The 21,573-nt window shown below is 61.1% G+C and carries 21 protein-coding genes; 12 read left to right on the top strand and 9 right to left on the bottom strand.

Annotation, left to right across the window (positions count from 1 at the left end; translation table 11 throughout):
- Positions 1–134: 134 nt before the first annotated feature.
- Together J3P94_RS10405 and J3P94_RS10410 are read right to left on the bottom strand one after the other, a co-directional pair.
- Positions 135–734, bottom strand: coding sequence for a putative adenosine monophosphate-protein transferase Fic (locus J3P94_RS10405; RefSeq protein ID WP_434573137.1), 600 nt, complete (start codon positions 732–734; stop codon positions 135–137).
- Positions 734–904, bottom strand: coding sequence for a YhfG family protein (locus J3P94_RS10410; RefSeq protein WP_434573138.1), 171 nt, complete (start codon positions 902–904; stop codon positions 734–736). The genes J3P94_RS10405 and J3P94_RS10410 overlap by 1 nt, the downstream gene beginning before the upstream one ends.
- Positions 905–1,073: 169 nt before the next feature.
- On the opposite strand from J3P94_RS10410, the gene J3P94_RS10415 reads away from it, so the two are divergent.
- Together J3P94_RS10415 and J3P94_RS10420 are read left to right on the top strand one after the other, a co-directional pair.
- A complete protein-coding gene (locus tag J3P94_RS10415; RefSeq protein ID WP_434573140.1) occupies positions 1,074–2,294 on the top strand; it encodes a putative DNA modification/repair radical SAM protein in 1,221 nt (406 codons plus the stop codon).
- Positions 2,291–3,142 carry a TIGR03915 family putative DNA repair protein gene (locus J3P94_RS10420; RefSeq protein WP_434573142.1) on the top strand — a complete coding sequence of 284 codons (852 nt, stop codon included), beginning with the start codon at positions 2,291–2,293 and terminating at the stop codon, positions 3,140–3,142. The genes J3P94_RS10415 and J3P94_RS10420 overlap by 4 nt, the downstream gene beginning before the upstream one ends.
- 31 nt (positions 3,143–3,173) lie before the next feature.
- Here J3P94_RS10420 and J3P94_RS10425 read toward each other — a convergent pair whose 3' ends face one another.
- On the bottom strand, positions 3,174–4,091 hold the full coding sequence (locus J3P94_RS10425; RefSeq protein WP_434573144.1) for an AraC family transcriptional regulator N-terminal domain-containing protein: 918 nt from the start codon (positions 4,089–4,091) through the stop codon (positions 3,174–3,176).
- 180 nt (positions 4,092–4,271) lie between these two features.
- On the opposite strand from J3P94_RS10425, the gene J3P94_RS10430 reads away from it, so the two are divergent.
- Positions 4,272–5,321 (top strand): NAD(P)-dependent alcohol dehydrogenase, encoded by a 1,050-nt coding sequence (locus J3P94_RS10430; protein ID WP_434573146.1) that lies wholly within the window; start codon positions 4,272–4,274, stop codon positions 5,319–5,321.
- A gap of 18 nt (positions 5,322–5,339) precedes the next feature.
- On the opposite strand, the gene J3P94_RS10435 is transcribed toward J3P94_RS10430, so the two are convergent.
- Complete coding sequence (locus J3P94_RS10435; protein ID WP_434573148.1) at positions 5,340–5,483, bottom strand: hypothetical protein; 144 nt, start codon at positions 5,481–5,483, stop codon at positions 5,340–5,342.
- On the opposite strand from J3P94_RS10435, the gene J3P94_RS10440 reads away from it, so the two are divergent.
- Together J3P94_RS10440 and J3P94_RS10445 are read left to right on the top strand one after the other, a co-directional pair.
- Positions 5,482–6,714 carry an MFS transporter gene (locus J3P94_RS10440; RefSeq protein WP_434573149.1) on the top strand — a complete coding sequence of 411 codons (1,233 nt, stop codon included), beginning with the start codon at positions 5,482–5,484 and terminating at the stop codon, positions 6,712–6,714. The two genes, J3P94_RS10435 and J3P94_RS10440, sit on opposite strands and share 2 nt — an antisense overlap.
- Positions 6,715–6,874: 160 nt before the next feature.
- Positions 6,875–7,150 carry a hypothetical protein gene (locus J3P94_RS10445; protein ID WP_434573151.1) on the top strand — a complete coding sequence of 92 codons (276 nt, stop codon included), beginning with the start codon at positions 6,875–6,877 and terminating at the stop codon, positions 7,148–7,150.
- Between the two features lie 47 nt (positions 7,151–7,197).
- Here J3P94_RS10445 and J3P94_RS10450 read toward each other — a convergent pair whose 3' ends face one another.
- The 3 genes from J3P94_RS10450 to chrA form a co-directional block, all read right to left on the bottom strand.
- Positions 7,198–7,674, bottom strand: coding sequence for a hypothetical protein (locus J3P94_RS10450; protein WP_434573153.1), 477 nt, complete (start codon positions 7,672–7,674; stop codon positions 7,198–7,200).
- A 204-nt stretch (positions 7,675–7,878) separates the two neighbouring features.
- The gene (locus J3P94_RS10455; RefSeq protein WP_434573154.1) at positions 7,879–9,030 is read right to left on the bottom strand and encodes a mechanosensitive ion channel family protein; all 1,152 of its coding nucleotides are present in this window, start codon (positions 9,028–9,030) and stop codon (positions 7,879–7,881) included.
- Positions 9,031–9,185: 155 nt separating this feature from the next.
- Positions 9,186–10,544, bottom strand: a complete 1,359-nt coding sequence (chrA, locus tag J3P94_RS10460; RefSeq protein ID WP_434573156.1) for a chromate efflux transporter — start codon at positions 10,542–10,544, stop codon at positions 9,186–9,188.
- A gap of 261 nt (positions 10,545–10,805) precedes the next feature.
- Between chrA and J3P94_RS10465 the strand changes: the two genes are divergently transcribed.
- From J3P94_RS10465 to J3P94_RS10485, 5 genes are all read left to right on the top strand, one after another.
- The gene (locus J3P94_RS10465; protein WP_434573158.1) at positions 10,806–12,377 is read left to right on the top strand and encodes a diguanylate cyclase; all 1,572 of its coding nucleotides are present in this window, start codon (positions 10,806–10,808) and stop codon (positions 12,375–12,377) included.
- 199 nt (positions 12,378–12,576) lie between these two features.
- Entirely contained in the window at positions 12,577–15,153 is a 2,577-nt protein-coding gene (locus J3P94_RS10470) for a bifunctional diguanylate cyclase/phosphodiesterase (protein ID WP_434573160.1), read from the top strand.
- Between the two features lie 70 nt (positions 15,154–15,223).
- Entirely contained in the window at positions 15,224–16,018 is a 795-nt protein-coding gene (xth, locus tag J3P94_RS10475) for an exodeoxyribonuclease III (protein WP_434573162.1), read from the top strand.
- A 99-nt stretch (positions 16,019–16,117) separates the two neighbouring features.
- Positions 16,118–16,945, top strand: a complete 828-nt coding sequence (locus tag J3P94_RS10480; protein WP_434573164.1) for an arylamine N-acetyltransferase family protein — start codon at positions 16,118–16,120, stop codon at positions 16,943–16,945.
- A gap of 131 nt (positions 16,946–17,076) precedes the next feature.
- On the top strand, positions 17,077–18,597 hold the full coding sequence (locus J3P94_RS10485) for a nucleobase:cation symporter-2 family protein (protein ID WP_434573166.1): 1,521 nt from the start codon (positions 17,077–17,079) through the stop codon (positions 18,595–18,597).
- 76 nt (positions 18,598–18,673) lie between these two features.
- Here the strand turns inward: J3P94_RS10485 and J3P94_RS10490 are convergent, their stop codons facing one another.
- Entirely contained in the window at positions 18,674–19,042 is a 369-nt protein-coding gene (locus tag J3P94_RS10490) for a hypothetical protein (RefSeq protein WP_434573168.1), read from the bottom strand.
- 248 nt (positions 19,043–19,290) lie between these two features.
- Between J3P94_RS10490 and J3P94_RS10495 the strand changes: the two genes are divergently transcribed.
- On the top strand, positions 19,291–20,109 hold the full coding sequence (locus tag J3P94_RS10495) for a shikimate 5-dehydrogenase (RefSeq protein ID WP_434573170.1): 819 nt from the start codon (positions 19,291–19,293) through the stop codon (positions 20,107–20,109).
- Here the strand turns inward: J3P94_RS10495 and J3P94_RS10500 are convergent, their stop codons facing one another.
- Positions 20,110–20,760, bottom strand: coding sequence for a YceH family protein (locus tag J3P94_RS10500; RefSeq protein WP_434573171.1), 651 nt, complete (start codon positions 20,758–20,760; stop codon positions 20,110–20,112).
- Between the two features lie 130 nt (positions 20,761–20,890).
- On the opposite strand from J3P94_RS10500, the gene J3P94_RS10505 reads away from it, so the two are divergent.
- Positions 20,891–21,400 carry a DUF1993 domain-containing protein gene (locus J3P94_RS10505; RefSeq protein ID WP_434573173.1) on the top strand — a complete coding sequence of 170 codons (510 nt, stop codon included), beginning with the start codon at positions 20,891–20,893 and terminating at the stop codon, positions 21,398–21,400.
- Positions 21,401–21,573 lie beyond the last annotated feature (173 nt).

A 21,573-nucleotide genomic window follows, 5' to 3' on the forward strand; every position in this document is an offset into this window, starting at 1 on the left:
TAATCTGTCCAATCCATCATGGGGGCAACAGAAAAGCGGCGGGAGAGTGGAGCGGCGTGTAAATACATTGGGAATTTGAATCAGAAGGGCGGATCGGCGCAGTTTATCAGTGATGAAGTGCAACTGTCCGCGGCTCAGGTCTGAATCATTTCCCCAATGCACTTCTCAAAAACCGCCTCCATGGGGTCCAGTGCACAGTTGTAAGCCGCGATATTGGCGTCGATCCATTCGTCTTTATCGATCCCCCACCAACTGATCTCGAATCCGGCATTCATGATGAGGTGTTCGAACAGGATGCGCTGGGCGCGGCCGTTGCCTTCGCGGAATGGGTGGATGATGTTGATATCGGAATAGGCATCTGCCACGGCGATGATCAGTTCAGTTCTGCTCAGTCCCTCGAACCAGTTCGACGCCGCCAGGTTGGCGAATATTTTGTTGGCTTCCTTTTCCATGTATTCAGGTTGGCAAAAACGCGTGGCTTGCTTGGCCATGCCAACGGTCCGCAGCGCTCCGGCCCATTCGAACAGGTCCGAGAACAGCGCTCGATGAATATTCTGCAAATAAGGCAGGCTGTAAGGAGGAGGGTTGAATTCGACATGGCTCGCAGCGATGGCCGAGAGCTGTTGTTCGGCTTCGCTCAGGGTCTGTTCATCGCGGATATCGAGTTTATTGCGCAGGACCGCGGAGCCCGGGTAACAATAGGCGTCTTCGCCGACGCCGTATTTGTCGGGCATCAGGCTCGGGTCTTGGTGAAGGTCTTCAGGACTTCCTCACGGGAAGGCAGCTTGTCTTCGCCGTCTTGCGCAGACACCTTGAACCCTTCCAGGCGCAGGCTGGCCGCGTAGTTGGACCGGCGAGTCCTGGCCGCGTAGGCCTTTTTTGTTTCCAGGCTGACAGTGCCCATCGGGGTGGACCTCGAATCGCGTTGGTTGGCGAATTATAGCCCATCGCCCCGGCGAGGCCTATGTCGCGGTCGGGATCAGTCTTCAATCGGCAAACGGATTGACCAACGGGGCTTGCATATCGGTGCATCTCCAAATACTGTTCATGCATCCAGTATTCGGGAATTCTCCATGCAGCTCATCGCCAAGCTCGGCATTCTTGCAGACGCCGCCAAATATGACGCGTCGTGTGCCAGCAGTGGGGCGCCGAAGCGCAGTTCGCGCGGTCGCGATGGGCTTGGGGCCACGGATGGCATGGGGATCTGCCACAGTTACACGCCGGATGGGCGCTGTGTGTCGCTGCTCAAGGTGCTGCTGACCAATTTCTGTCTGTACGACTGCCAGTATTGCGTCAACCGTCGTTCCAGCAACGTGCCGAGGGCACGCTTTACGCCGGAGGAAGTGGTGCGGCTGACGCTGGATTTCTATCGTCGCAATTGTATCAGCGGGCTGTTTTTGAGTTCCGGTATCATTCGCTCGGCCGATTACACGATGGAACAACTGGTTCGCGTGGCGCGCTTGCTGCGCGAGGAGCATCAATTTCGAGGCTACATTCACCTCAAGACCATTCCCGATGCTGATCCGCTATTGATCGAGGAGGCGGGTCGGCTAGCGGATCGCCTGAGTGTGAACATCGAACTGTCCTCCGAGGTGAGCCTCAAGCGCCTCGCGCCGGAAAAGCAATTGATCACGATTCGTCAGGCCATGGGCACCATCCATGACGGTCAGCAGGCGGTGGCCGGCGAGCCGCGGGCGCCGCGCTTTGCGCCGGCCGGGCAGAGCACCCAGGTAATCGTGGGGGCGGATGCCACCGACGACCATGCCATCCTGAGCAACGCCGAGTCGCTCTACCAGGGCTATGGTTTGCGGCGGGTCTACTATTCCGCTTTCAGTCCGATTCCCGACAGCCCCGCCAGTGTGCCGCTCGCCGCGCCGCCGTTACTGCGCGAGCATCGGCTGTATCAAGCCGACTTCCTGATGCGTGGCTACGGCTACAAGGCGGGCGAGCTGTTGAACACGTCCAGCAACCTGGACCTGGACATTGATCCGAAGCTGGCCTGGGCGCTGGCTAATCGCGATGTGTTTCCACTCGACCTCAACCGTGCCGAGCCGGCCCTGCTGGCGCGCATTCCCGGGATCGGCCTGCGTAGCGTGCAGCGCCTGGTGACGCTGCGCAGGGAGCGGCGGATTCGGTATGACGATCTGGTGCAGTTGCGCTGCGTGCTGGAAAAGGCCCGCCCGTTCATTGTGACCAGCGATTACCGGCCCGCTGACGCGCAAACGCGCAGCGGCTTGCTGCGGGCACGTTTGCGCGATCCGCAAAGGCCTGTGCAAATGGGGCTGTGGGGATGATCGCGCTGGATTGCGATGACGATTTCGCCATCTGGCGCGACCAAGCCCGGACGTTGCTTGGTCATGGAATAGACCCCTGTGACGTGACTTGGGCCCAGGGCCCCATAGCCGATCTGTTGGCAATGCCGACGCCCTTGCCGCAAGGCCCGGGTCCGTTCCGCACTCGCGTCCCGGCAGCGTTGTTGAGCCAGTTGCAACAGGCCAGTCGTTATCACGGCGAACAGCGCTGGAACCTGTTGTACGAAGTGCTCTGGCGCGTAGCGCATGGCGACCGCACCGCCATGCTCGCGGGCGATCGCCTGGGCAGCGAGTTGCAACGGCGCATCAAGCAGGTCAGTCGCGAGGCTCATCACTTGCACGCCTTCGTGCGCTTCATTCCCTTGCCGCCAGCTGTGGCCGAACAATTGCAGTTGGACCTGGTGGCGTTCCACCAGCCGGCACACGATATCCTTGAGAGCGCGAGCGGCCATTTTGCCGAGCGGCTCGGTCGACAACGCTGGCTGATTGCAACGCCTCGCGACGGTATTCGTTTCGACGGCCAATCGCTGGATTACCACCGCCACTGCCCCGCGCAATGGCAACAATGGGCCCGCCACGCCGAAGACCCCGGCGCCGAGTTGTGGCGGACCTATTACAGGCACATCTTCAACCCGGCGAGGCTCAACCCGACCGCGTTGCGCCAGCACATGCCCGGGCGGTTCTGGAAGCATTTGCCTGAAGGGGAATTGATTCCTCAACTGGTGGGGCAGGCGCGGCAGGGGAAGCAGAGGGATGGGCAGGCTTTGGAGGTGGGGGAGAAGATGGGGAAGCGGATTGTCGTAGGCGCTGCGGTAGGGGCACAGGGATAAGACGGCGCCCACGATGGCTCCGGCACAGTAGTCAGATACCCTTGCTCGCACTTGCCGGCCTGCGCAACGCCGCAATGTCCCGCTTGGGCGATGCACCGAACAGGCGGGCGTATTCGCGGCTGAACTGCGAGGGGCTTTCGTAACCCACTCGGTAGGCGGCGTTGGCCACGTCCAGGTGTTCGTTGAGCATCAGCCGTTTTGCTTCGTTTAGCCGCAGCCACTTCTGATATTGCAGGGGGCTCATCGCCGTGAGCTGGCGGAAGTGATGGTGAAAGGTCGGGGCGCTCATCTGCACCCGCGCCGCCAGGTCATCCACGCGGATTGGCGCGGCGTAGTTCAACTTCAGCCAGTCGATGGCCTTGGCGATCCGGTAGCCCTGGCTGTCGACGGACGCGATCTGGCGCAGCCGCGCCGCCTGGTCGCTCATCAGTAATCGGTAATGGATCTCGCGCTGGATCAGCGGCGCCAGGATGGGGATCGCCTCGGGTTCATCCAGCAATGCCAGCAGGCGTACGAACGGCGCCAGGAAGTCCGCTGTGCTGGTGCCGATGCCCGCACCAATCCCGACTGGGCGCTCAAGACGCGGCGCCAGCCCGCCCTGGGCGACCAGATCGGCAACCATGCGCAAATCCAGCCGCAGGACCAGGCCCAGGCATGGCTGTTCCGGGCTCGCGACCATCACTTCGGAGTTCGCCGGCATATCCAGTGAAGTCATCAGGAATCGCCCGGTGTCGTAACCATACGCCTGGCCACCAATCCAGACCTGCTTCATCCCTTGGGCGACGAGGACGATGCTCGGTTCGATCATGCAGGTCGCGGGCGGGGCAGGGGCGTCGCGCCGGAAGAGGCAGAGGCCGGGCATCGACGTTTCGACGTCCCCCGATTCTGTGGTCCGGGGAGCGATGAGGTCCGCGAGCATCTTTTGCGGCGATTTGCCGTGGCTGGTCATGTCGATTGTCTGTCGGGGTGATAGTTATAGGCAGAACCTTAACTCGCCAAGCGAAGCGCTGCCTACGGCAAATAAGCAGGCTCACAGGATCGGGCAAGAACTCCAGCGAAATGTTCTACCGGCCAATGACGCCGGTCCCTGAAACTGCCAGTCGAATTCAACTCAACAAGGAGTCATCTCATGCGTGTACAAGCCTACGGCGCCCACGCGGGCGACAAACCCCTTGAACCGATGCAGATCAATCGCCGCGCACCCGGCGCGCACGACGTGCAGATCGACATCGCCTTTTGTGGGATCTGCCACTCGGACCTGCACCAGGTGCGCGCCGAGTGGGCAGGCACTCAGTTCCCTTGCGTCCCTGGCCACGAAATCGTCGGCCGCGTGTCGGCGGTGGGCGCCCATGTTTCCGCGTTCAAGACCGGTGATCTGGTCGGCGTCGGCTGCATTGTCGACAGCTGCAAGCACTGCGAGGACTGCGAAAGCGGCCTGGAAAACTACTGCGACGGCATGATCGGTACCTACAACTTCCCGACGCCGGATGAACCGGGCTGGACCCTGGGTGGCTACTCGCAGAACATCGTGGTGCATGAGCGTTATGTGCTGCGCATCCGTCACCCCGAAGAGCAATTGGCCGCCGTCGCGCCACTGCTTTGTGCAGGCATCACCACCTATTCGCCATTGCGTCACTGGAACGCCGGGCCGGGCAAGAAAGTCGGCGTGGTCGGGATTGGTGGCCTGGGGCACATGGGCATCAAGCTCGCTCACGCGATGGGCGCGCATGTCGTGGCATTCACCACATCAGAATCCAAGCGCGAGGCCGCCCGGCAGTTGGGCGCCGATGAAGTCATCGTGTCGCGTAATGCTGATGAAATGGCCGCCCACGCCAAGAGCTTCGACTTCATCCTCAACACCGTGGCGGCGCCCCATGACCTCGACGTTTTCCTGGTATTGCTCAAGCGCGACGGCGCGATGACCTTGGTGGGCGCTCCAGCGACGCCTCATTCGTCGCCCAATGTCTTCAACTTGATCCTGAAGCGTCGAACCATTGCCGGCTCGATGATCGGTGGGATTGCCGAGACTCAGGAAATGCTGGATTTCTGCGCTGAGCACGGCATCGTTGCCGACATCGAGCTGGTTCGTGCGGATCAGATCAACGCGTCCTACGAGCGGATGCTCAAGGGCGACGTCAAGTATCGCTTCGTGATCGACAACGCTACGTTGGCCGGTTGAATGTAAGCCGCAAAGCGTTCAGGCCCGATTGATGCGGGAGCGGGCCTGCTCGCGATGGCGGTGCTCCAGTCGCCTGTGTGCGGATTGTGCCGTCGTCATCGCGAGCGAGTTCGCTCGCCCAAGGGTTTCGAGCCCTTTCATAAATTTCAGGTTGTTATCCATGATCCATACTTTATCGCCCACCCCGCAGGGTAAGCCTGCGTGGGGCGCGGTGCTGGCCATGTCGTTGGCTGCATTCGCGCTGGTCGCCTCGGAATTCATGCCGGTCAGCCTGCTGACACCGGTAGCGGCGGACCTTCATGTCAGCGAAGGGCAGGCCGGCCAAGGCATCGCCGTCTCCGGCGCCTTCGCCCTGGTCACCAGCCTGTTCATCGCCTCGATTGCCGCCCGGGTCGACCGCAAATGGCTGCTCTCGGCATTGACACTGCTGATGATCGTTTCCGGCACAGTGGCTGCGCTGGCCCCCGACTACGTGACGTTCATGGTCGGCCGCGCCTTGATCGGCGTTGCGATTGGCGGCTTCTGGTCGCTGTCGGCGGCTACGGCCATGCGCCTGGTGCCGGCGGACAAGGTCCCCCGCGCATTGGCCATCGTCAACGGCGGCAATGCCTTGGCGACGGTAGTCGCTGCGCCATTGGGCAGCTTCCTGGGGGCAATCATCGGTTGGCGTGGCGCATTCTTCTGCATCGTGCCTGTCGCCGCGCTCGCCCTGGCGTGGTTGCTGTTGAGCCTGCCCTCGCTGCCCTCGCGGGTGAAGCAGGACAGCGGCAATCCTTTCAAACTGATGACCCAGGCACCGGTTGCGTTGGGCATGCTGGCCGTCAGCACGTTCTTCATGGGCCAGTTCATGTTGTTCACCTATCTGCGTCCCTTCCTCGAAACGGTGACGCAGGTGAGCGTGTCGCTGTTGTCGTTCATGTTGCTGGTGATTGGCTTGGCCGGTTTGCTCGGAACCTTCCTGATCGGTTCGTTCTTGAGGAACGGCCTGTATCGGACCCTCATCGGCATCCCGTTGTTGATGGCTGCAATCGCTCTTGCGCTGGTTGCGTTCGGCGGGTCAGCGGTAATGACCGCGGTGCTGCTGGGTGTCTGGGGCCTGGTGGCAACGGCGGCGCCGGTTGGCTGGTGGACCTGGCTGGCCAGGACGTTGCCGGAAAATGCCGAGGCCGGCGGCGGATTGATGGTGGCGATCGTCCAGCTCGCCATTGCGTCTGGTGCCACGGTGGGTGGCGTCCTGTTCGACCTGAGCGGTTATCGGGCGACGTTTGAAACCAGCGTGGCCGTGTTGGTCGTTGCGGCGGTGCTGACCATGCTGGCGGCCCGTGCCGCGGCTCGCAAGTCTTCGCAAGCGTCGAGCGACGCGACATATGGCGCGGTGCGGGAGTCAAACTGATCGAAACCAATGCAGGCTTCGTTGATCTATAAGCAGGGGAAAAAAAACCCTGATGCTATCGGGCAACCGAAGCTGGACGAGACCGTTGGGCGCCTACAGTTTGGTGGCATATTGATATCTTGGTAAGCTTCAGGCTCGTTACCTACCGAGTTGGTTAGTTGTGTCTACTGAAAGAATTTCCCAATTGGAGCAGGCGCTCCTGGCGGTCATTGCTGCCGCGGGCAAGATGGGCGTCAGTTGTGATGAACTTTGCGCGCAGGCTGTGGGCGGGCTGTTGTCCGAGCGCTACTGGAGCTGGGCGGATGCCCAGCACGCTCAAGGCGCGGCTGACGAGATCGATAACGCCTTGGCAGTCCTGGTCGGCCGGTATACGGCTACGCCTGGCAATCCCGTGCAAAGCGGGCCCGATGCAGCATTTGAATCGGCTGCCGGCTGAACCTCCTGTCTTCAGAAATGGGCGACTCGATAGGTCGCCCATTTGCTTTAAAGCCCCAACCCTTCCTCGATGATCAAGAGAAGAGCATCTTCATCCAGCGCTACGGGTTCGGTGTGTTGCCCGGCCGGTCGCAGCTGCCAAAGCGATTCGCCATGCTCGCCCACGGTGCGCAGAATGCAGCGTTCCACGCCTTGCATATGGATTTCGATGCATCCCTCTGCGCTAGTGGAGAAGCGGGCGATCGGATCGAGCGAGATGCGCCGGTGGTTGCCCTCGATCACCAATTGGTCAATGGCGTAGTTGTACGTCGAACCGCTGGAGTGGCGCTCGAAGACGTGGGTCGGATTGCGCCGGATAACCAGGCCCGCCTCACACACCGGCGCCAGCCATGTTTCGATCTGACGGTACAAGTCGTAGACCTGGCCGGGCCAGTGTTCGATGGCCAGGTCGGCGCAGTTGTCGACGCCGGCTGGGGTTCGTTGGGCCTGCCTCAGCTTCGCCGCGAGTTCGTCTGCCTTGCTCATGTCGATTCCCTGTCGTGGTGATAGGTTGAGCGTAGCTGAAGGAGTGGGGGGCTCAGTTGCGCTGGGTCATGGCGAGGTTTCGTTTTGCGCAGCGAGCTGATTAGCTAATGTACGCCATTGGCTTACCGGCGGACAATGCTATAGGACGCAGCTCCCCTATTCATCTGGTGAGTTGTAACGGCAATCTCCAACGTCTGCGTGGACTCAGTGTTGCGCCCGAAACGAGGGGGCGCTTTGCGTGGAGGTCCTCTCGTTGCCTCTGCTGGCCATCCGCTCGACCGCATCCGGCAACGAAGCCACATGCACCGCGCGCGACGGCATGGCGAAGCGCACGCCGATCCTGGCGAACTCTTCCATCATGCCCAGATTGATCGCCTGCTGGATGTCCATGTAGACGTTGTAGCTGGGGTCCAGCACGATATAGACCGTTTCGAACTCCAGTGCGCTTTCGCCAAAACCGCGAAAATGCGCGCGGTCGAAGCGGGTTTTTTCCTGGGCCTTGATGATCTTTTCGACGATGACGGGCACTTGCCGCAGTTGCTCTGTCGAGCATTCCTGGGGCAGGGCGAATTCGAAGACGATACGGCGCTCCTGCAGGCGTTTGTAGTTCTGGATGGTAGTGCTGATCATGCCGGCGTTCGCCATGACGATCTGCTCGCCACCCAGGCTGCGGATTCGCGTGGTCTTCAGGCCGACATGTTCCACGGTCCCGGCCAGGGAGCCGACGACGATGAAGTCGCCGACTTCGAAAGGTTTGTCCACGGCAATCGACAGCGACGCGAACAGGTCCCCGAGGATATTCTGCACCGCGAGCGCCACGGCGATGCCGCCCACGCCGAGGCTGGCAACGAACGCCGTGATGTTCACGCCCAGGTTGGAAAGCATCGCCAGGAGCACCACCGCCCAGAGAAATACTTTCGCACCCCACAGGCTCAGGGTGGCCAAGGCGCTTTTCTGATGGATGTCGGAGTGGCTGTGGCGGGCGAAATAATGCATCAGCGCCAGGGCGATCGCTCGGTTTGCCCATAATCCCACTTGCAGGGCCGCCACCACGAACCACAGGCTGCTGACTCGACTCAGCCAGCGTTCCGGCAAGTCCAGTACGCCAACGCCGATCAGGATCGAGGCCAGCAATAACAAAGTATTGCTGGTACTGGACAGTACTTCGACGGCGATGTGGCTGACATAAGCGTCGGGTTTTTGTGCCCGGGCACGCACGTTTTTCAACAGAAAACCGACGCCAGCCCTGGCGATGATGAAACTCACCGTCATCACGCTCAGTGCCAGCAGCCAATTGGCGATGGAAATGCCCAGTACCTGGGTGTCGGTAAAAATATCGAGGGAGCTTGAGTCCATGGATGGATCACCTGTGCCATTTCTGTTCAGGTTGTGCCCTGGCCGCACTGGCCGGGCCATGAACTTGGTTAGTTCGCAGGTGGCAGAGGCCCGTTCAATTTTCTTGCCGTCAGCGGCCCCGGGCATGGGCCGCTGATCCGACTCAAGCGCCTCTCTTAGCGCAGCAGGTGCACCGCCAGCCCGGCCAGGCCGCAGGCCAGCAACACCTGGATGACGCCGCGTTTATAGCGGAACAGTGCAATGAACGCCGCGACTGCAAGAATTGCCGATGGCCAGTCCAGTGCTGCGTGTAAGCCCTTGGGCCAGAGCACGTGATAACCAAAGAAGCAGGCGAGGTTGAGAATCACCCCCACCACCGCCGCGGTGATCGCTGTGAGCGGCGCGGTGAATTTCAACTCGTCATGGGTCGATTCCACCAGCGGACCGCCGGCCAGGATGAACAGGAACGAGGGCAGGAAGGTGAACCAGGTCACCAGCGTGGCCGCAACCGCGCCCGCCAGAAACGCCTGTTCGGGGCCGAACACCTGTGTCACGTAACCCCCGACGAAACCGACGAACGCGACCACCATGATCAGCGGTCCCGGAGTGGTTTCGCCCAGGGCCAGGCCGTCAATCATCTGGGTCGGTGTCAGCCAGCCGAAATGTCCGACGGCGCCTTGATACACGTAGGGCAGAACCGCATAGGCGCCGCCGAAAGTCAGCAGTGCCGCCTTGGTAAAGAACCAGGCCATCTGCGTCAAGGTTCCTTCCCAACCAAACATCGCGGTCAACAGGCCTATTGGCAGAATCCACAGCAGCGCCCCGACGATCAACAGTCGGGCCAGGCGGGTGGCACTGAAACGAGCGTGTTCCGGGGTCGGTGTATCGTCATCGATCAGGGCCGGGCCGAACGACTTGTGCCTGGCATCGTGGCCGCCCAGGCTGAACTTCGCCGGTGCCCAGCGACCGCCGAAGTAACCGACGACCGCCGCCCCCAGTACGATTAGCGGGAAGGGTACGTTGAAGGCGAAGATCGCCGTAAACGACGCGGCGGCGATTGCCCACAGCCAGTTGTTCTTGAGCGCGCGCGAGCCTATCCGGTGCGCGGCATGCACGACGATCGCCGTCACGGCGGGCTTGATGCCATAAAAAATGCCGGCCACCACCGGCACTTCGCCAAAGGCGACGTATAGCCAGGATAATGTGATGAGAATGAACAGCGAGGGCAGGACAAACAACGCCCCGGCGATTACTCCGCCCCAGGTTCGATGCATCAGCCAGCCCAGGTACGTCGCCAGTTGCTGGGCCTCGGGGCCGGGCAGCAGCATGCAGTAGTTCAAGGCGTGGAGGAAGCGACGCTCGGAGATCCAGCGCCGACGCTCCACCAGTTCCTGGTGCATGATCGAGATCTGGCCCGCCGGTCCGCCGAAGCTGATGAAACCCAGTTTCAGCCAGAACCAGAAGGCCTCTCGCAGGCTGACGGTCGACGGTCTGGCCTGTACCTGTTCTACAGTGCGCTGGTTCGGAGTGCTCATGGTCCGCGGGGCCTTGATATAAAGGCCACCTACGTTATGGGGCGAGACACGTTTTAGATAGCCCCCGGTAAGGTTCGCGTGTAAAAAAAACGCGCCAAGGGCGGCAGAATTGCCAAATGATGAGGGGGATTTTGGATCCACAGCGCCATCCATCGACTTCGCCCCACTGGCAAATTGCCGGCCTCCAAGCGGTACGCTAAGCTCACGAATATTGGGGGCTTTGAGCGTTTTGCTCATGCTTTGCCCTCTTCAGGAATTCGCTTGCCTATCCCCATCAACGATCCGCTCCATGCGCCCGGCGGCACCCTCAAGCGCCTGCCATTGCTCAAGGCTGCGGTGGCGTTTATTGCGGCGGTTTGCCTGTGCCTCTGCGGTTTGCTCTATCTGCAACTGGAGCAATCTCGTCGTCACGACTTGGAGTCGGCGCGGATTGCTTCGGCCAACCTTACCCGTGCCATGGCCCAGCAGGCCCAGGATACTTTCCTGCAGGCCGATCTCGTGCTCGGCAGCCTGGCAGACGGGATCCAGATCGATGGCTACGGCCCGGCCGTGCGCGCGCGCCTGCAACAGACATTCGCCCGGCGCGTGTTATCTCTGGAACAACTGCATGGCCTGTTTCTGTTCGACAAGAGCGGCCAGTGGGTCATCACCTCGTTTGAAAAGCTGCACCGGGGATCCGGTATCGCGGATCGCGAGTATTTCCAGTTTCACCAGGAAAATGCCTCGCTCGTCGCCCATATCGGCCCGGCGATCCGCAGCCGGCAGAACGGCGAGTGGATCATCCCCGTTTCCCGTCGGCTGAATGACCGCAAAGGCAATTTCCAGGGCGTGCTGATGGCCGGGATCAAGATGTCGTATTTCGACCAGTTCCTGAAGAGTTTTAATCTCGATGATCAAGGCGAGATGGCCCTGGCGTTGTCCGATGGGACTTTGCTGGCGCGCCGGCCCTTCGACGAGGCGCTGATTGGTGCGTCCATGGCGCGGCATCATATTTTCCAGCACGATCCGGTGGTGGGGGCTTCCGGCGATGAGATGATCCGCTCCGACACCGATAATATCGTCAGGCTCTATGGCCATCGGCATCTGCAAGCCTACCCACTGGTGGTCGTTGCCGCGATGTCCGAGTCAGCGATCCTGGCGGGCTGGTATGACCGGGCGGTGCAATCGAGCCTGATCGTGGCCTTGGTGGTGCTGGGTATCTGTCTGTTTGGCTGGGTTTTCGTGCATCAGGTGCGTAACAGCGAGCGGATTGAAGCGGACCTGCGCAAGGCCCAGCAAGCGCTGGAGCTGATCGCCACTCATGACAGCCTGACCGGGCTGGCGAACCGCCGGCTGTTCGAGCGGGCCCTGGGCATCGAGTTCGGCCGAGGCGCCCGCCAGCGCAGCCCCCTGAGCCTGATCATGCTCGACATCGATTTTTTCAAGCGCTACAACGATACCTACGGGCATGTCGCGGGTGATCATTGCCTGGCGGAGGTCGCGAAGGTGCTCAAGGACTGCTGTCATCGCAAGGCCGACCTGGCGGTGCGTTATGGTGGCGAAGAGTTTGCTGTCCTGCTGCCCGATACCAACCTGCACGGCGCCATGGCATTGGCCGAACAGATCCGCCGCCGCGTCATCGACAGGCAGATTACCCATTCGGCTGCCCCCTCCGGCTACCTGACGGTGAGCCTGGGTTGCCATGCCTTCGTGCCCAGCAGCCTGGACAGTACGGAAGTCTTCATCCAGCGAGCCGATGCGTCGCTGTATCAGGCCAAACACAGCGGTCGCAACTGTGTCGCGGCATTGTCCAGGGAAGACGCGTTCGATGCGCTGGAGCGTTCCGATCGCTGAGATTCGTCGGAATCATCGGCGGCGGATCAAGGTCCATTGTTCAACGCATAGGCGACGCGTAGCCCTTTTCGCCAAACTCTGTAGGCTCGCCAACTGACGCGGCAGCGGCTGCTAAGGTTAAGAAAACCCAAGGGTCAAACGCAGTTCATGCAGTGAAGTTTGCACGGCGAAGCCAACGCCGAAGGACAGGAGCAGGTCAATGGACACCTCTGCCGATATCCCCCCTGACGTCACGCGTCATACGCCGATTACCCGTCGCCTGGTGGTGGCGGTCGGCGTGCTGTTCGTAATGGGTGTCCTGATGGCTGTCGCCGCGCTGTTCAACATTGCGCAAAAGCTGGACGCGGACGATGTGGGCAAGACCCACTTCTACATCGAGCGCGCGCTCGAGAATCGCATCACCGCGTCGAAAAACTACATGGCCAGTTACGCCTACTGGACCACCGGCTATGAGCGTCTTAACGGCGAGGTCGATGTGCAATGGGCCTATGCCGAACAGAACATCGGCAAGACCCTGTTCACCAACGATGAATACGAAGGGGTGTTCGTCATCGACCGTGAACGCACCAAATATGCGGTGGTGCGGGGACAAAATGTCCAGGCAGAGGCTACGGCCTATATCGATACACCGCTGAGGGGCCTTGTCGATCAGCTCCAGGCGCAACCGGACCTGACCCGGCCCATGATCCGCTACACCTTGTTCGAAGGCTGGCCGGCCATCGTCACGGCTTCGGTGATCCTGCCCAACGACGAACGTCCTCAGGTCGAGGCCAAGGGGACGTCGGTGCTGCTTTTTGTCGACCAGCTAACGCCGGTCAAGCTTCGCAAGGTAGGCAAGAGCTACGGCCTGAACGAGTTGAACCTGGTGAAAGATACGGCGCTGGCGACCGGTCAGCCAGCCGTACCGCTGGATAGCACCGGTTACAGCCTGGTATCCCGGCTGGAGCGGCCAGGCCACCAATTGTTGTGGTCTCTGGTTCCGCCATTGGGCGGGGCGTTGCTGATCCTGGCGTTGCTCACCGCTTATTTTTTCCGCTATGCCATGCGTACCGCTCGACAGGTGGACGCCAGCTACGACAGCCTGGAAACCTCAAAGCAGGCGCTCCAGGCGAGCGAAGAGCGCTTCCGTGCCGTGGCGGAGGCGGCGTCGGACTGGATATGGGAAATCGACAGCCAGCAGCGCATCACCTATCTGTCGGGGCGTTTTAACACCGTTACCGGTTTTTCCGATCAGCAATGGCTGGGACAGGACATCGAACAGTTGCTGTATTGCGACACCACGCCGATTGCCTTGTGGCTGGGCAAACTGGTCGAAGAACAGAATGCCAGCAACCTGCGGTGTTCCTACCGCGACCATTCCGGACAGTTGCGATTTTGTCGGGTATCGGCGCGGCCGATCTACGACAAGGCCGTGGTAACGGGCTATCGCGGTACCGCCAGCGACATCACCGATGAAGTGGCCGCCCACGCCCAGGTCCAGCATCTGTCGATGCACGATGCGCTGACCGGCCTGCCGAATCGAAACAAGTTGGCCCGGCACCTGGACGATGCATTGCTTGCCAAGGAGCATTCCGTACCGCTGGCCTTGCTGATGGTGGATCTGGATAACTTCAAGCCGATCAACGATTCACTGGGCCACCCGGCCGGCGATGCGGTGCTGCTGGAAGTGGCACAGCGCCTGCGCGACTGCACCCGAGAGCACGATCTGGTGGCGCGCCTGGGTGGGGATGAGTTCGTGGTGGTACTCAGCGCAGTGGAGCACTCCACCGAAATCGACCGGTTTTGCGCACGGCTGATCGACAGCCTGCAGCAACCGATCCATTACGAGACCCATTCATTGCACATAGGCGCCAGCATCGGCATTGCCGTAAGCCGGCGCCAAGGTTATGTGCCGGGCGAGTTGATCCGTTGCGCCGACATCGCCCTGTACCAGGCCAAATCCGAGGGCAAGAAGACCTGGTGCTACTTCGCCTCGCACATGAACGACCAGATCCAGCATCGTCGCCAGCTGGAAAGCGACCTTCGCCAGGCATTGAAGAAAAATGAGTTCGTCCTGCATTTTCAGCCTCGCTATACCGTGGACGGCAAGACCATCGTCGCTGTCGAGGCGCTGGTCCGTTGGCAACATCCGACCCAAGGCTTGCTGGGCCCCGACGCGTTTATCCCGCTGGCCGAGCAAACCGACCTGATTGTCCCGCTTGGGCGTTGGGTGTTACGCGAGGCCTGCGAAACCGCGTTGACCTGGCCGGGCGAGCTGATGGTCTCGGTCAACCTCTCGCCTGCGCAATTCGAACGCAGCGATGTGGTCGAGGACGTGCGCCAGGTATTGATCGAAACCCACTTCCCGGCGAGTCGCCTGGAGCTGGAAATCACCGAGAACGTCATGCTGAACGATGTGGACGGTGCGCTCCAGGTCATGAATGCGCTCAAGGAACTGGGGGTGCGCCTGAACATGGACGATTTTGGTACCGGCTATTCGTCGCTCGGTTATTTGCGCACCTATCCGTTTGATGGCATCAAGATCGACAAGCGCTTCATCGCCTCCATGAGCAACAGCAGCAACGACCGCGCCGTGGTCCAGGCGATCATCAACCTGGGCAAGGCCATGGGCCTGACGGTCACCGCCGAAGGTGTCGAAACCCTGGCCCAACTGGGCACGCTGGGCTCGGATGAATGCCACGAAGTGCAAGGGTATTTTCTCAGCCGCCCCATCGACAAGCAGGCGTTCGCGCATCTGCTGGAAAGCGCTCCGCCCCTGTCGAAAACCGGCTCCTGAGCGGTTGTTGCAACCTCCGCGGCTTGTCATCGGTCACAGCTAGTACTTTGGTTTTTCGAGTTGCCTGCCCATGAAAAAGCTGCGAATCGCGACCTTCAATATCAACGGTATCCGGGCTCGGCTGCCCAACCTGCTGGAGTGGCTGGAGCGGGAGAAACCCGACATCGCCTGCTTGCAGGAGTTGAAGGCGGCGGACAAGGATTTTCCGGCGGCGGAGCTTGAGTCGGCCGGGTACGGGGCGATCTGGCACGGCCAGGCTTCCTGGAATGGCGTCGCGATCCTGGCCCGCGATGCGCAACCGCTGGAGAGTCGGCGCGGCCTGCCGGGCGGAGAGGAAGACAGCCACAGTCGGTATATCGAGGCGGCCGTGCATGGCGTCCTGGTAGGTTGCCTTTATCTGCCCAATGGCAATCCGCAGCCTGGTCCGAAGTTCGACTACAAGCTGGCCTGGTTCGAGCGGCTGATCGATTATGCCCAGGGGCTACAAGCCAGCGATCACCCGGTGGTGCTGGCGGGCGACTACAACGTGGTGCCCACTGACTTCGACATCTACAACCCACGCTCCTGGCTCAAGGATGCCCTGTTGCAGCCGGAAAGCCGCGAGCGGTACCAGCGCCTGCTGGACCAGGGCTGGACGGATGCCCTGCGACATCTCTACCCGCAAGAACGGATCTATACGTTCTGGGACTATTTCCGCCAGCACTGGCAAAAAAACTCCGGGCTACGTATCGACCACCTGTTGCTCAACCCTGCCGCCAGTACCTACCTGAGCGAGGCGGGGGTGGATGCCTGGGTCAGAAACCAGCCACACCCCAGCGACCATGCCCCGACGTGGATTCGTCTGTCTTCGCGCAAGCGCCGTTGAAGCCGCCGGATCATTGTCCACCCAGGGGAAATGCCTTATACCTGTGCCAACGGCGGGGTGCCTGCACAAGCCCTGCACCTGAACAGGAAAGGACACCCCATGAACCAACCTCGACTGAGTGATTGCGCTCGTTATCTGCGGCGCCTGGGTTTCGACACGGCGCCACCCCCGACGCTCGATTCGTTGCGCCAGTTGCAGTGGCGTCATACGGCCGAGTTCCCCTTCGAAACCCTCGCGACGCTGCTAGGGCAGCCGGTGCCGATCGACCTTGAGTCGGTGGAACGAAAAATCTTCGAGCAAGGGCGCGGCGGTTATTGCTACGAGCTCAATCAGTTATTCCTGGCCCTTTTACAGGACCTGGGCTTCGAGGCCCGCGGCATTACCGGGCGAGTAGTGATGAACGCACCTGAAGGCGCCTGGACCGCACGCACCCATCGCTTGAGCCTGGTGACGCTTGACGGCGTGCGCTATGTAACCGACGTCGGCTTCGGTGGCATGGTGCCGACCGCGCCACTGTTGCTGGACAGTCGCGAGGTCCAGGCCACTCCTCACGAGCCATACCGCATCGAGACCACTGAAGACGGCTACATGCTGCGCGCCAACGTAGGGGGCGAATGGCGGCCGATGTACCTGTTCGACCTGCAGCGCCAGGAAGAGATCGATTACATCGTCGGCAATTGGTACGTCTGCAGCCATCCGGATTCTCCGTTCAAGGACCGGTTGATGGTGGCCCGCACGGGCGACGGGTTGCGCAAGACCCTCAACGGCAACAGCTACGCCGTGCACCAGATCGGGCACGAAAGCGAGCGACGCACAATCATGGACGCCGATGAGTTGATCGACCTGCTGGAGACGGAGTTCGGGCTGCGGGTGCCGCCACGGGAACTGCTGCGGCCGGCGCTGGAAGGACTGATAACGCGAAGTTGAATGCAATCTGGTTCGGGATTTGCAACCTTGTCCGTGATCAATGCGCAACAAGTTGTATACAACTCTATAGACATTTGTCCTAAGTTTTGAATACAGTGTGCGCATAACAAAAAACAGGGAACCCCCGAACCATGAAAACGCCCCATGTTTCACTCCCACGGCCCGAGGACGAAAACCTTGGCGTCGGCGCGAATATGGCTTACGGCCTGCAACATGTGTTGACCATGTACGGCGGCATCGTCGCGGTGCCCTTGATCATCGGCCAGGCGGCCGGCTTGTCGCCGGCGGACATCGGTCTGTTGATCGCGGCGTCATTGTTCGCGGGAGGGCTGGCGACATTGCTGCAAACGCTTGGCCTGCCGTTCTTTGGCTGCCAGTTGCCGCTGGTGCAGGGCGTTTCGTTCTCCGGCGTCGCGACCATGGTGGCGATCGTTGGAACCGGCGGGGAAGGGGGCTTCCAGGCCATCCTTGGTGCGGTAATCGCGGCGTCCCTGATCGGCTTGTTGATCACTCCAGTATTCTCGCGCATCACCCGGTTCTTCCCGCCGCTGGTCACCGGCATCGTCATCACCACCATAGGCCTGACGCTGATGCCGGTGGCGGCGCGCTGGGCCATGGGCGGCAACAGCCACGCCGCGGATTTCGGCAGCATGGCGAACATCGGCCTGGCTGCGCTGACCCTGGTACTGGTGTTGGTACTGAGCAAAATGGGCAGTGCGACGATTTCCCGCCTGTCGATCCTGCTGGCGATGGTCATCGGCACCGTCATCGCGGTATTCCTCGGTATGGCGGACTTTTCGTCCGTCAGCGAAGGCCCGATGTTCGGGTTTCCGACGCCGTTCCACTTCGGCATGCCGACTTTCCACATCGCGGCGATCCTGTCGATGTGTATCGTGATCATGGTGACGCTGGTGGAAACCTCCGCTGACATCCTGGCGGTGGGGGAAATCATCGACACCAAGGTCGATTCCCGCCGTCTGGGCAATGGTCTGCGAGCCGATATGCTGTCGAGCATGATCGCCCCGATCTTCGGCTCCTTCACCCAGAGTGCCTTTGCCCAGAACGTCGGGCTGGTGGCGGTGACCGGCATCAAGAGCCGTTTTGTCGTGGCGACTGGCGGGATATTTCTGGTGGTGCTCGGACTGCTGCCATTCATGGGGCGGGTGATCGCCGCCGTGCCGACCTCGGTGCTCGGTGGTGCTGGTATCGTGCTGTTCGGCACGGTTGCCGCCAGTGGTATCCGAACCCTGTCGAAGGTCGACTACCGCAACAACGTCAACCTGATCATCGTCGCCACTTCCATTGGCTTCGGCATGATCCCGATCGCCGCACCGAACTTCTACGACCATTTTCCCAGCTGGTTCGCGACGATCTTCCATTCGGGGATCAGTTCTTCGGCAATCATGGCGATTATCCTGAACCTGGCGTTCAACCATTTCACTACCGGCAACTCCGACCAGCAGTCAGTTTTTGCCGCCGGTACCGAGCGGGTGCTGCGCTATCAGGACCTGGCTGCACTGCGTGAAGGCGACTATTTCAGCGACGGAAAATTGCATGACTGCGAAGGCAACGAGATTCCAGTGGTGGCGGAACTCGCCCACTCGCCGGAAGAGCACGGCCCGGTGCGGCTGAAGAGCAGCGAGCACGTCTGATCTGGCGATCGAAAGAGTAAAAAAAGCAGCCGGTGATCATCGATCACCGGCTGCTTTTTTATGACCCCTGAACGGACTACCAGCGACCGTAATGGCCGCGCGGCGGGCCATAGTAATAGCCCCGTGGTGGCCCGTAATACACCGGCGCCGGGCGATAGTAGACCGGGCGCTCGATGTATACCGGTTGCGGCGCGTAATAGACCGGTGGCGGTTGTTGCACATAGACAGGTTGTTGCACGTAGACCGGTTGTGGCTGGACATACACCGGTTGCTGGACATAAACCGGTCGGTCGCGGCTGATGAGCGCGGAGCCGACAATGGCCGAGCCGACGATCGCACCAAATACCGCGGGACCCTCCCAACCACCGCGACCATGGGCGGATGCCTGGCCGGTGACCGCGAGTGCCCCCACGAGCAGGGCGATAATGGGAAGTTTGCGTTTCATGGCGTTTCCTCGTTCCGGCCCCGGCGCCTGTGGCCTGCGACAGACCCGATAAGAGGCGCGGGGATACTTGCTCTGACAGCGATTTTCCCAGGATTTGCACCGCCGTTGGGTAAATATTGTGTAAGGTCTGTGGCTGATTTTTTTACAGCGGATGGCGAGTCGCTGCGCTGCGCCCGAGGTCTGAGCATCGAACAGGACCGGTCGGTACGGCGATCGCGTTTTTCCGAAAGTGTTTCAAGGAGACGAGCATGCAGATGAACCCCAACAAAGACACCCAGCTGTGCATGTCACTATCGGGGCGCCCGGGCAATTTCGGCCTGCGCTTTCATAATCACCTCTACGAACAACTGGGCCTGAATTTCTACTACAAGGCGTTCAGCAGTCGCGACCTGCCGGGTGCGGTGCGTGGCATTCGCGCCCTGGGCATCCGCGGATGCGGCGTGTCGATGCCGTTCAAGGAGGCCTGCATCGCCCTGGTCGATGAGTTGGATCCTTCCGCGGCCGCGATCCAGTCGATCAATACCATCGTCAACACTGACGGCCATTTGAAGGCCTACAACACCGACTACATTGCCATCGCCCAGTTGCTGCAGACCCATGCGGTACCCAAGGATTCGACTTTCGCCCTGCGCGGCAGCGGCGGCATGGCCAAGGCGGTCGCCAGTGCCTTGCGCGATGGCGGCTATAAAAATGGCCTGATCGTCGCCCGCAACGAAACCACCGGCCGAGCCCTGGCCGACTCGCTGGGATACGAATGGCAAGCCGAGCTGGGCGATCGCCGGCCACAAATGCTGATCAACGTGACGCCGATCGGCATGGCCGGCGGTCCTGAAGCGGACCACCTGGCGTTCGAGCCCGATGCCCTCGTCGCAGCCGAGACGGTATTCGATGTGGTGGCGATTCCGTCGGAAACGCCCTTGATCGTCCGGGCCCGGGCAGAAGGCAAGCGAGTCATCACCGGGCTGGAGGTGATCGCGATCCAGGCCTTGGAGCAGTTTGTGCTGTACACGGGCGTGCGGCCCAACCTGGAGCAATTCGACAAGGCCGTGGCTTTCGCACGGTCCTGATTACTCCAGGCGCGCCAGACGCTCCTCCAGCGCGGCGATCCGCGCTTCGAGCTCTTCAAGGCGTTCCAGTGACACGCCGCTGCCGGCGCCACCGCGTTCTACCGGGTGCTGGCGGGCGGCGAGGATGGCCTCGATGTCCGCGGGGTCGCCCATGGCGTGCACGTAGCGGTCTTCACGCTGGCCGGCCTGGCGTGGCACCAGCAGCGCCAGGCCTCGGGCGATCAGGCGCTCAAGCTGATGCACGACCTGCTCGGTGTCTTCGAAATCATGCATGCGGCCGCTGCGGGTCAGCAGTTCATTGACGGTCTGTGGGCCGCGCAGGAACAGCAATCCCATCAGGATCACCTGGGCAGGCACCAGCTCCAGCGCCTTGTCGACCCGATGCTCCCAGCGGTCGGCGCGGCTGCCCATGACCAGCCGGGTAAAACCGCGGCCTTCCAGGGCCCGCAAGCTCTGGCCGACCTGGCCCGGACTGAGATTCGTCACCGGTTCGCGACTGGTCTTCTGGTTGCAGGCCAGCACTAGCGCGTTGAGGGTGAGAGGGTAGGTCTCGGGGTTGGTGGCCTGTTTTTCGATCAGGGCGCCAAGGATGCGGATTTCCGTGCTGTTGAGCCGTGGTTCTTCGGCCTGGCTTTGTTCTTCGATGCTCATTGCGCGTTCCCTATGCGGTGGAAGCCGCCTAGCCTAATCCTTGCGTAATAAAAGACAAGGAGCGCAACAAGGCGTGGCTATAATCGCCCACGTTTGATTCGTTTCCTTCTATCACCCGCATGAGATCGCCATGACCATTTCCTTGTACGCCGCCTCCGTCCCGGTTTTCAAACAGATGCTCAACGCCCTGAGCGATGTGCTGAACAAGGCCGAAGCCCACGCCACCGCGAAAAACATCGATCCGAACGCTTTCCTGCAAGCACGCCTGTTCCCGGACATGTTCCCGCTGGTGCGTCAGGTGCAGATCGCCGTCGACTTCGCCAAGGGCGTGTCCGCGCGCCTGGCCGAGATCGAAGTGCCGAAATACGACGACAGCGAGACCACCTTCGCCGAGCTGCAAGCGCTGATCGCCAAGGTGCTGGCCTTCATCGACGGCATCAGCCCCGAGCAGATCGATGGCAAGGAAGGCATTGAAATTGTCACCCGTCCGGGCACCCCGAAGGAAAAACGCTTCAGCGGTCAAACCTACCTGCTGACCTACGGCCTGCCGCAGTTCTTCTTCCATGTCACCACCACTTATGCACTGCTGCGTCACAACGGCGTAGAAGTAGGCAAGCGCGATTACATGGGCGCGTTCTAAACCCGCGAGCATAAAAAAGCCCGGGACGGTGTGAGCCGTTCCGGGCTTTTTTGTGGCTGCCTGTCAGGTCATCAGCGCTTGTTGCGCCGCTTCGCGAGCAGGCTCGCTCCCACAGGAATCAATGATTGCGCAGGGACCTTGTGGGAGCGAGCCTGCTCGCGATGAAGACGCAC

The organism is Pseudomonas sp. Z3-8, assembly GCF_051131975.1.
Classification (GTDB): domain Bacteria; phylum Pseudomonadota; class Gammaproteobacteria; order Pseudomonadales; family Pseudomonadaceae; genus Aquipseudomonas.

What these genes read in the sequence shown, in the direction of transcription:
- J3P94_RS10495 (WP_434573170.1), top strand. Translation starts at nt 19,291, where the DNA reads ATGCAGATGAACCCCAACAAAGACACCCAGCTGTGCATGTCACTATCG.
- J3P94_RS10480 (WP_434573164.1), top strand. Translation starts at nt 16,118, where the DNA reads ATGAACCAACCTCGACTGAGTGATTGCGCTCGTTATCTGCGGCGCCTG.
- J3P94_RS10415 (WP_434573140.1), top strand. Translation starts at nt 1,074, where the DNA reads ATGCAGCTCATCGCCAAGCTCGGCATTCTTGCAGACGCCGCCAAATAT.
- J3P94_RS10455 (WP_434573154.1), bottom strand. Translation starts at nt 9,030, where the DNA reads ATGGACTCAAGCTCCCTCGATATTTTTACCGACACCCAGGTACTGGGC.
- J3P94_RS10505 (WP_434573173.1), top strand. Translation starts at nt 20,891, where the DNA reads ATGACCATTTCCTTGTACGCCGCCTCCGTCCCGGTTTTCAAACAGATG.
- J3P94_RS10440 (WP_434573149.1), top strand. Translation starts at nt 5,482, where the DNA reads ATGATCCATACTTTATCGCCCACCCCGCAGGGTAAGCCTGCGTGGGGC.
- J3P94_RS10490 (WP_434573168.1), bottom strand. Translation starts at nt 19,042, where the DNA reads ATGAAACGCAAACTTCCCATTATCGCCCTGCTCGTGGGGGCACTCGCG.
- J3P94_RS10420 (WP_434573142.1), top strand. Translation starts at nt 2,291, where the DNA reads ATGATCGCGCTGGATTGCGATGACGATTTCGCCATCTGGCGCGACCAA.
- J3P94_RS10430 (WP_434573146.1), top strand. Translation starts at nt 4,272, where the DNA reads ATGCGTGTACAAGCCTACGGCGCCCACGCGGGCGACAAACCCCTTGAA.
- J3P94_RS10470 (WP_434573160.1), top strand. Translation starts at nt 12,577, where the DNA reads ATGGACACCTCTGCCGATATCCCCCCTGACGTCACGCGTCATACGCCG.
- xth (WP_434573162.1), top strand. Translation starts at nt 15,224, where the DNA reads ATGAAAAAGCTGCGAATCGCGACCTTCAATATCAACGGTATCCGGGCT.
- J3P94_RS10485 (WP_434573166.1), top strand. Translation starts at nt 17,077, where the DNA reads ATGAAAACGCCCCATGTTTCACTCCCACGGCCCGAGGACGAAAACCTT.
- J3P94_RS10410 (WP_434573138.1), bottom strand. Translation starts at nt 904, where the DNA reads ATGGGCACTGTCAGCCTGGAAACAAAAAAGGCCTACGCGGCCAGGACT.
- J3P94_RS10405 (WP_434573137.1), bottom strand. Translation starts at nt 734, where the DNA reads ATGCCCGACAAATACGGCGTCGGCGAAGACGCCTATTGTTACCCGGGC.
- J3P94_RS10425 (WP_434573144.1), bottom strand. Translation starts at nt 4,091, where the DNA reads ATGACCAGCCACGGCAAATCGCCGCAAAAGATGCTCGCGGACCTCATC.
- chrA (WP_434573156.1), bottom strand. Translation starts at nt 10,544, where the DNA reads ATGAGCACTCCGAACCAGCGCACTGTAGAACAGGTACAGGCCAGACCG.
- J3P94_RS10450 (WP_434573153.1), bottom strand. Translation starts at nt 7,674, where the DNA reads ATGAGCAAGGCAGACGAACTCGCGGCGAAGCTGAGGCAGGCCCAACGA.
- J3P94_RS10435 (WP_434573148.1), bottom strand. Translation starts at nt 5,483, where the DNA reads ATGGATAACAACCTGAAATTTATGAAAGGGCTCGAAACCCTTGGGCGA.
- J3P94_RS10500 (WP_434573171.1), bottom strand. Translation starts at nt 20,760, where the DNA reads ATGAGCATCGAAGAACAAAGCCAGGCCGAAGAACCACGGCTCAACAGC.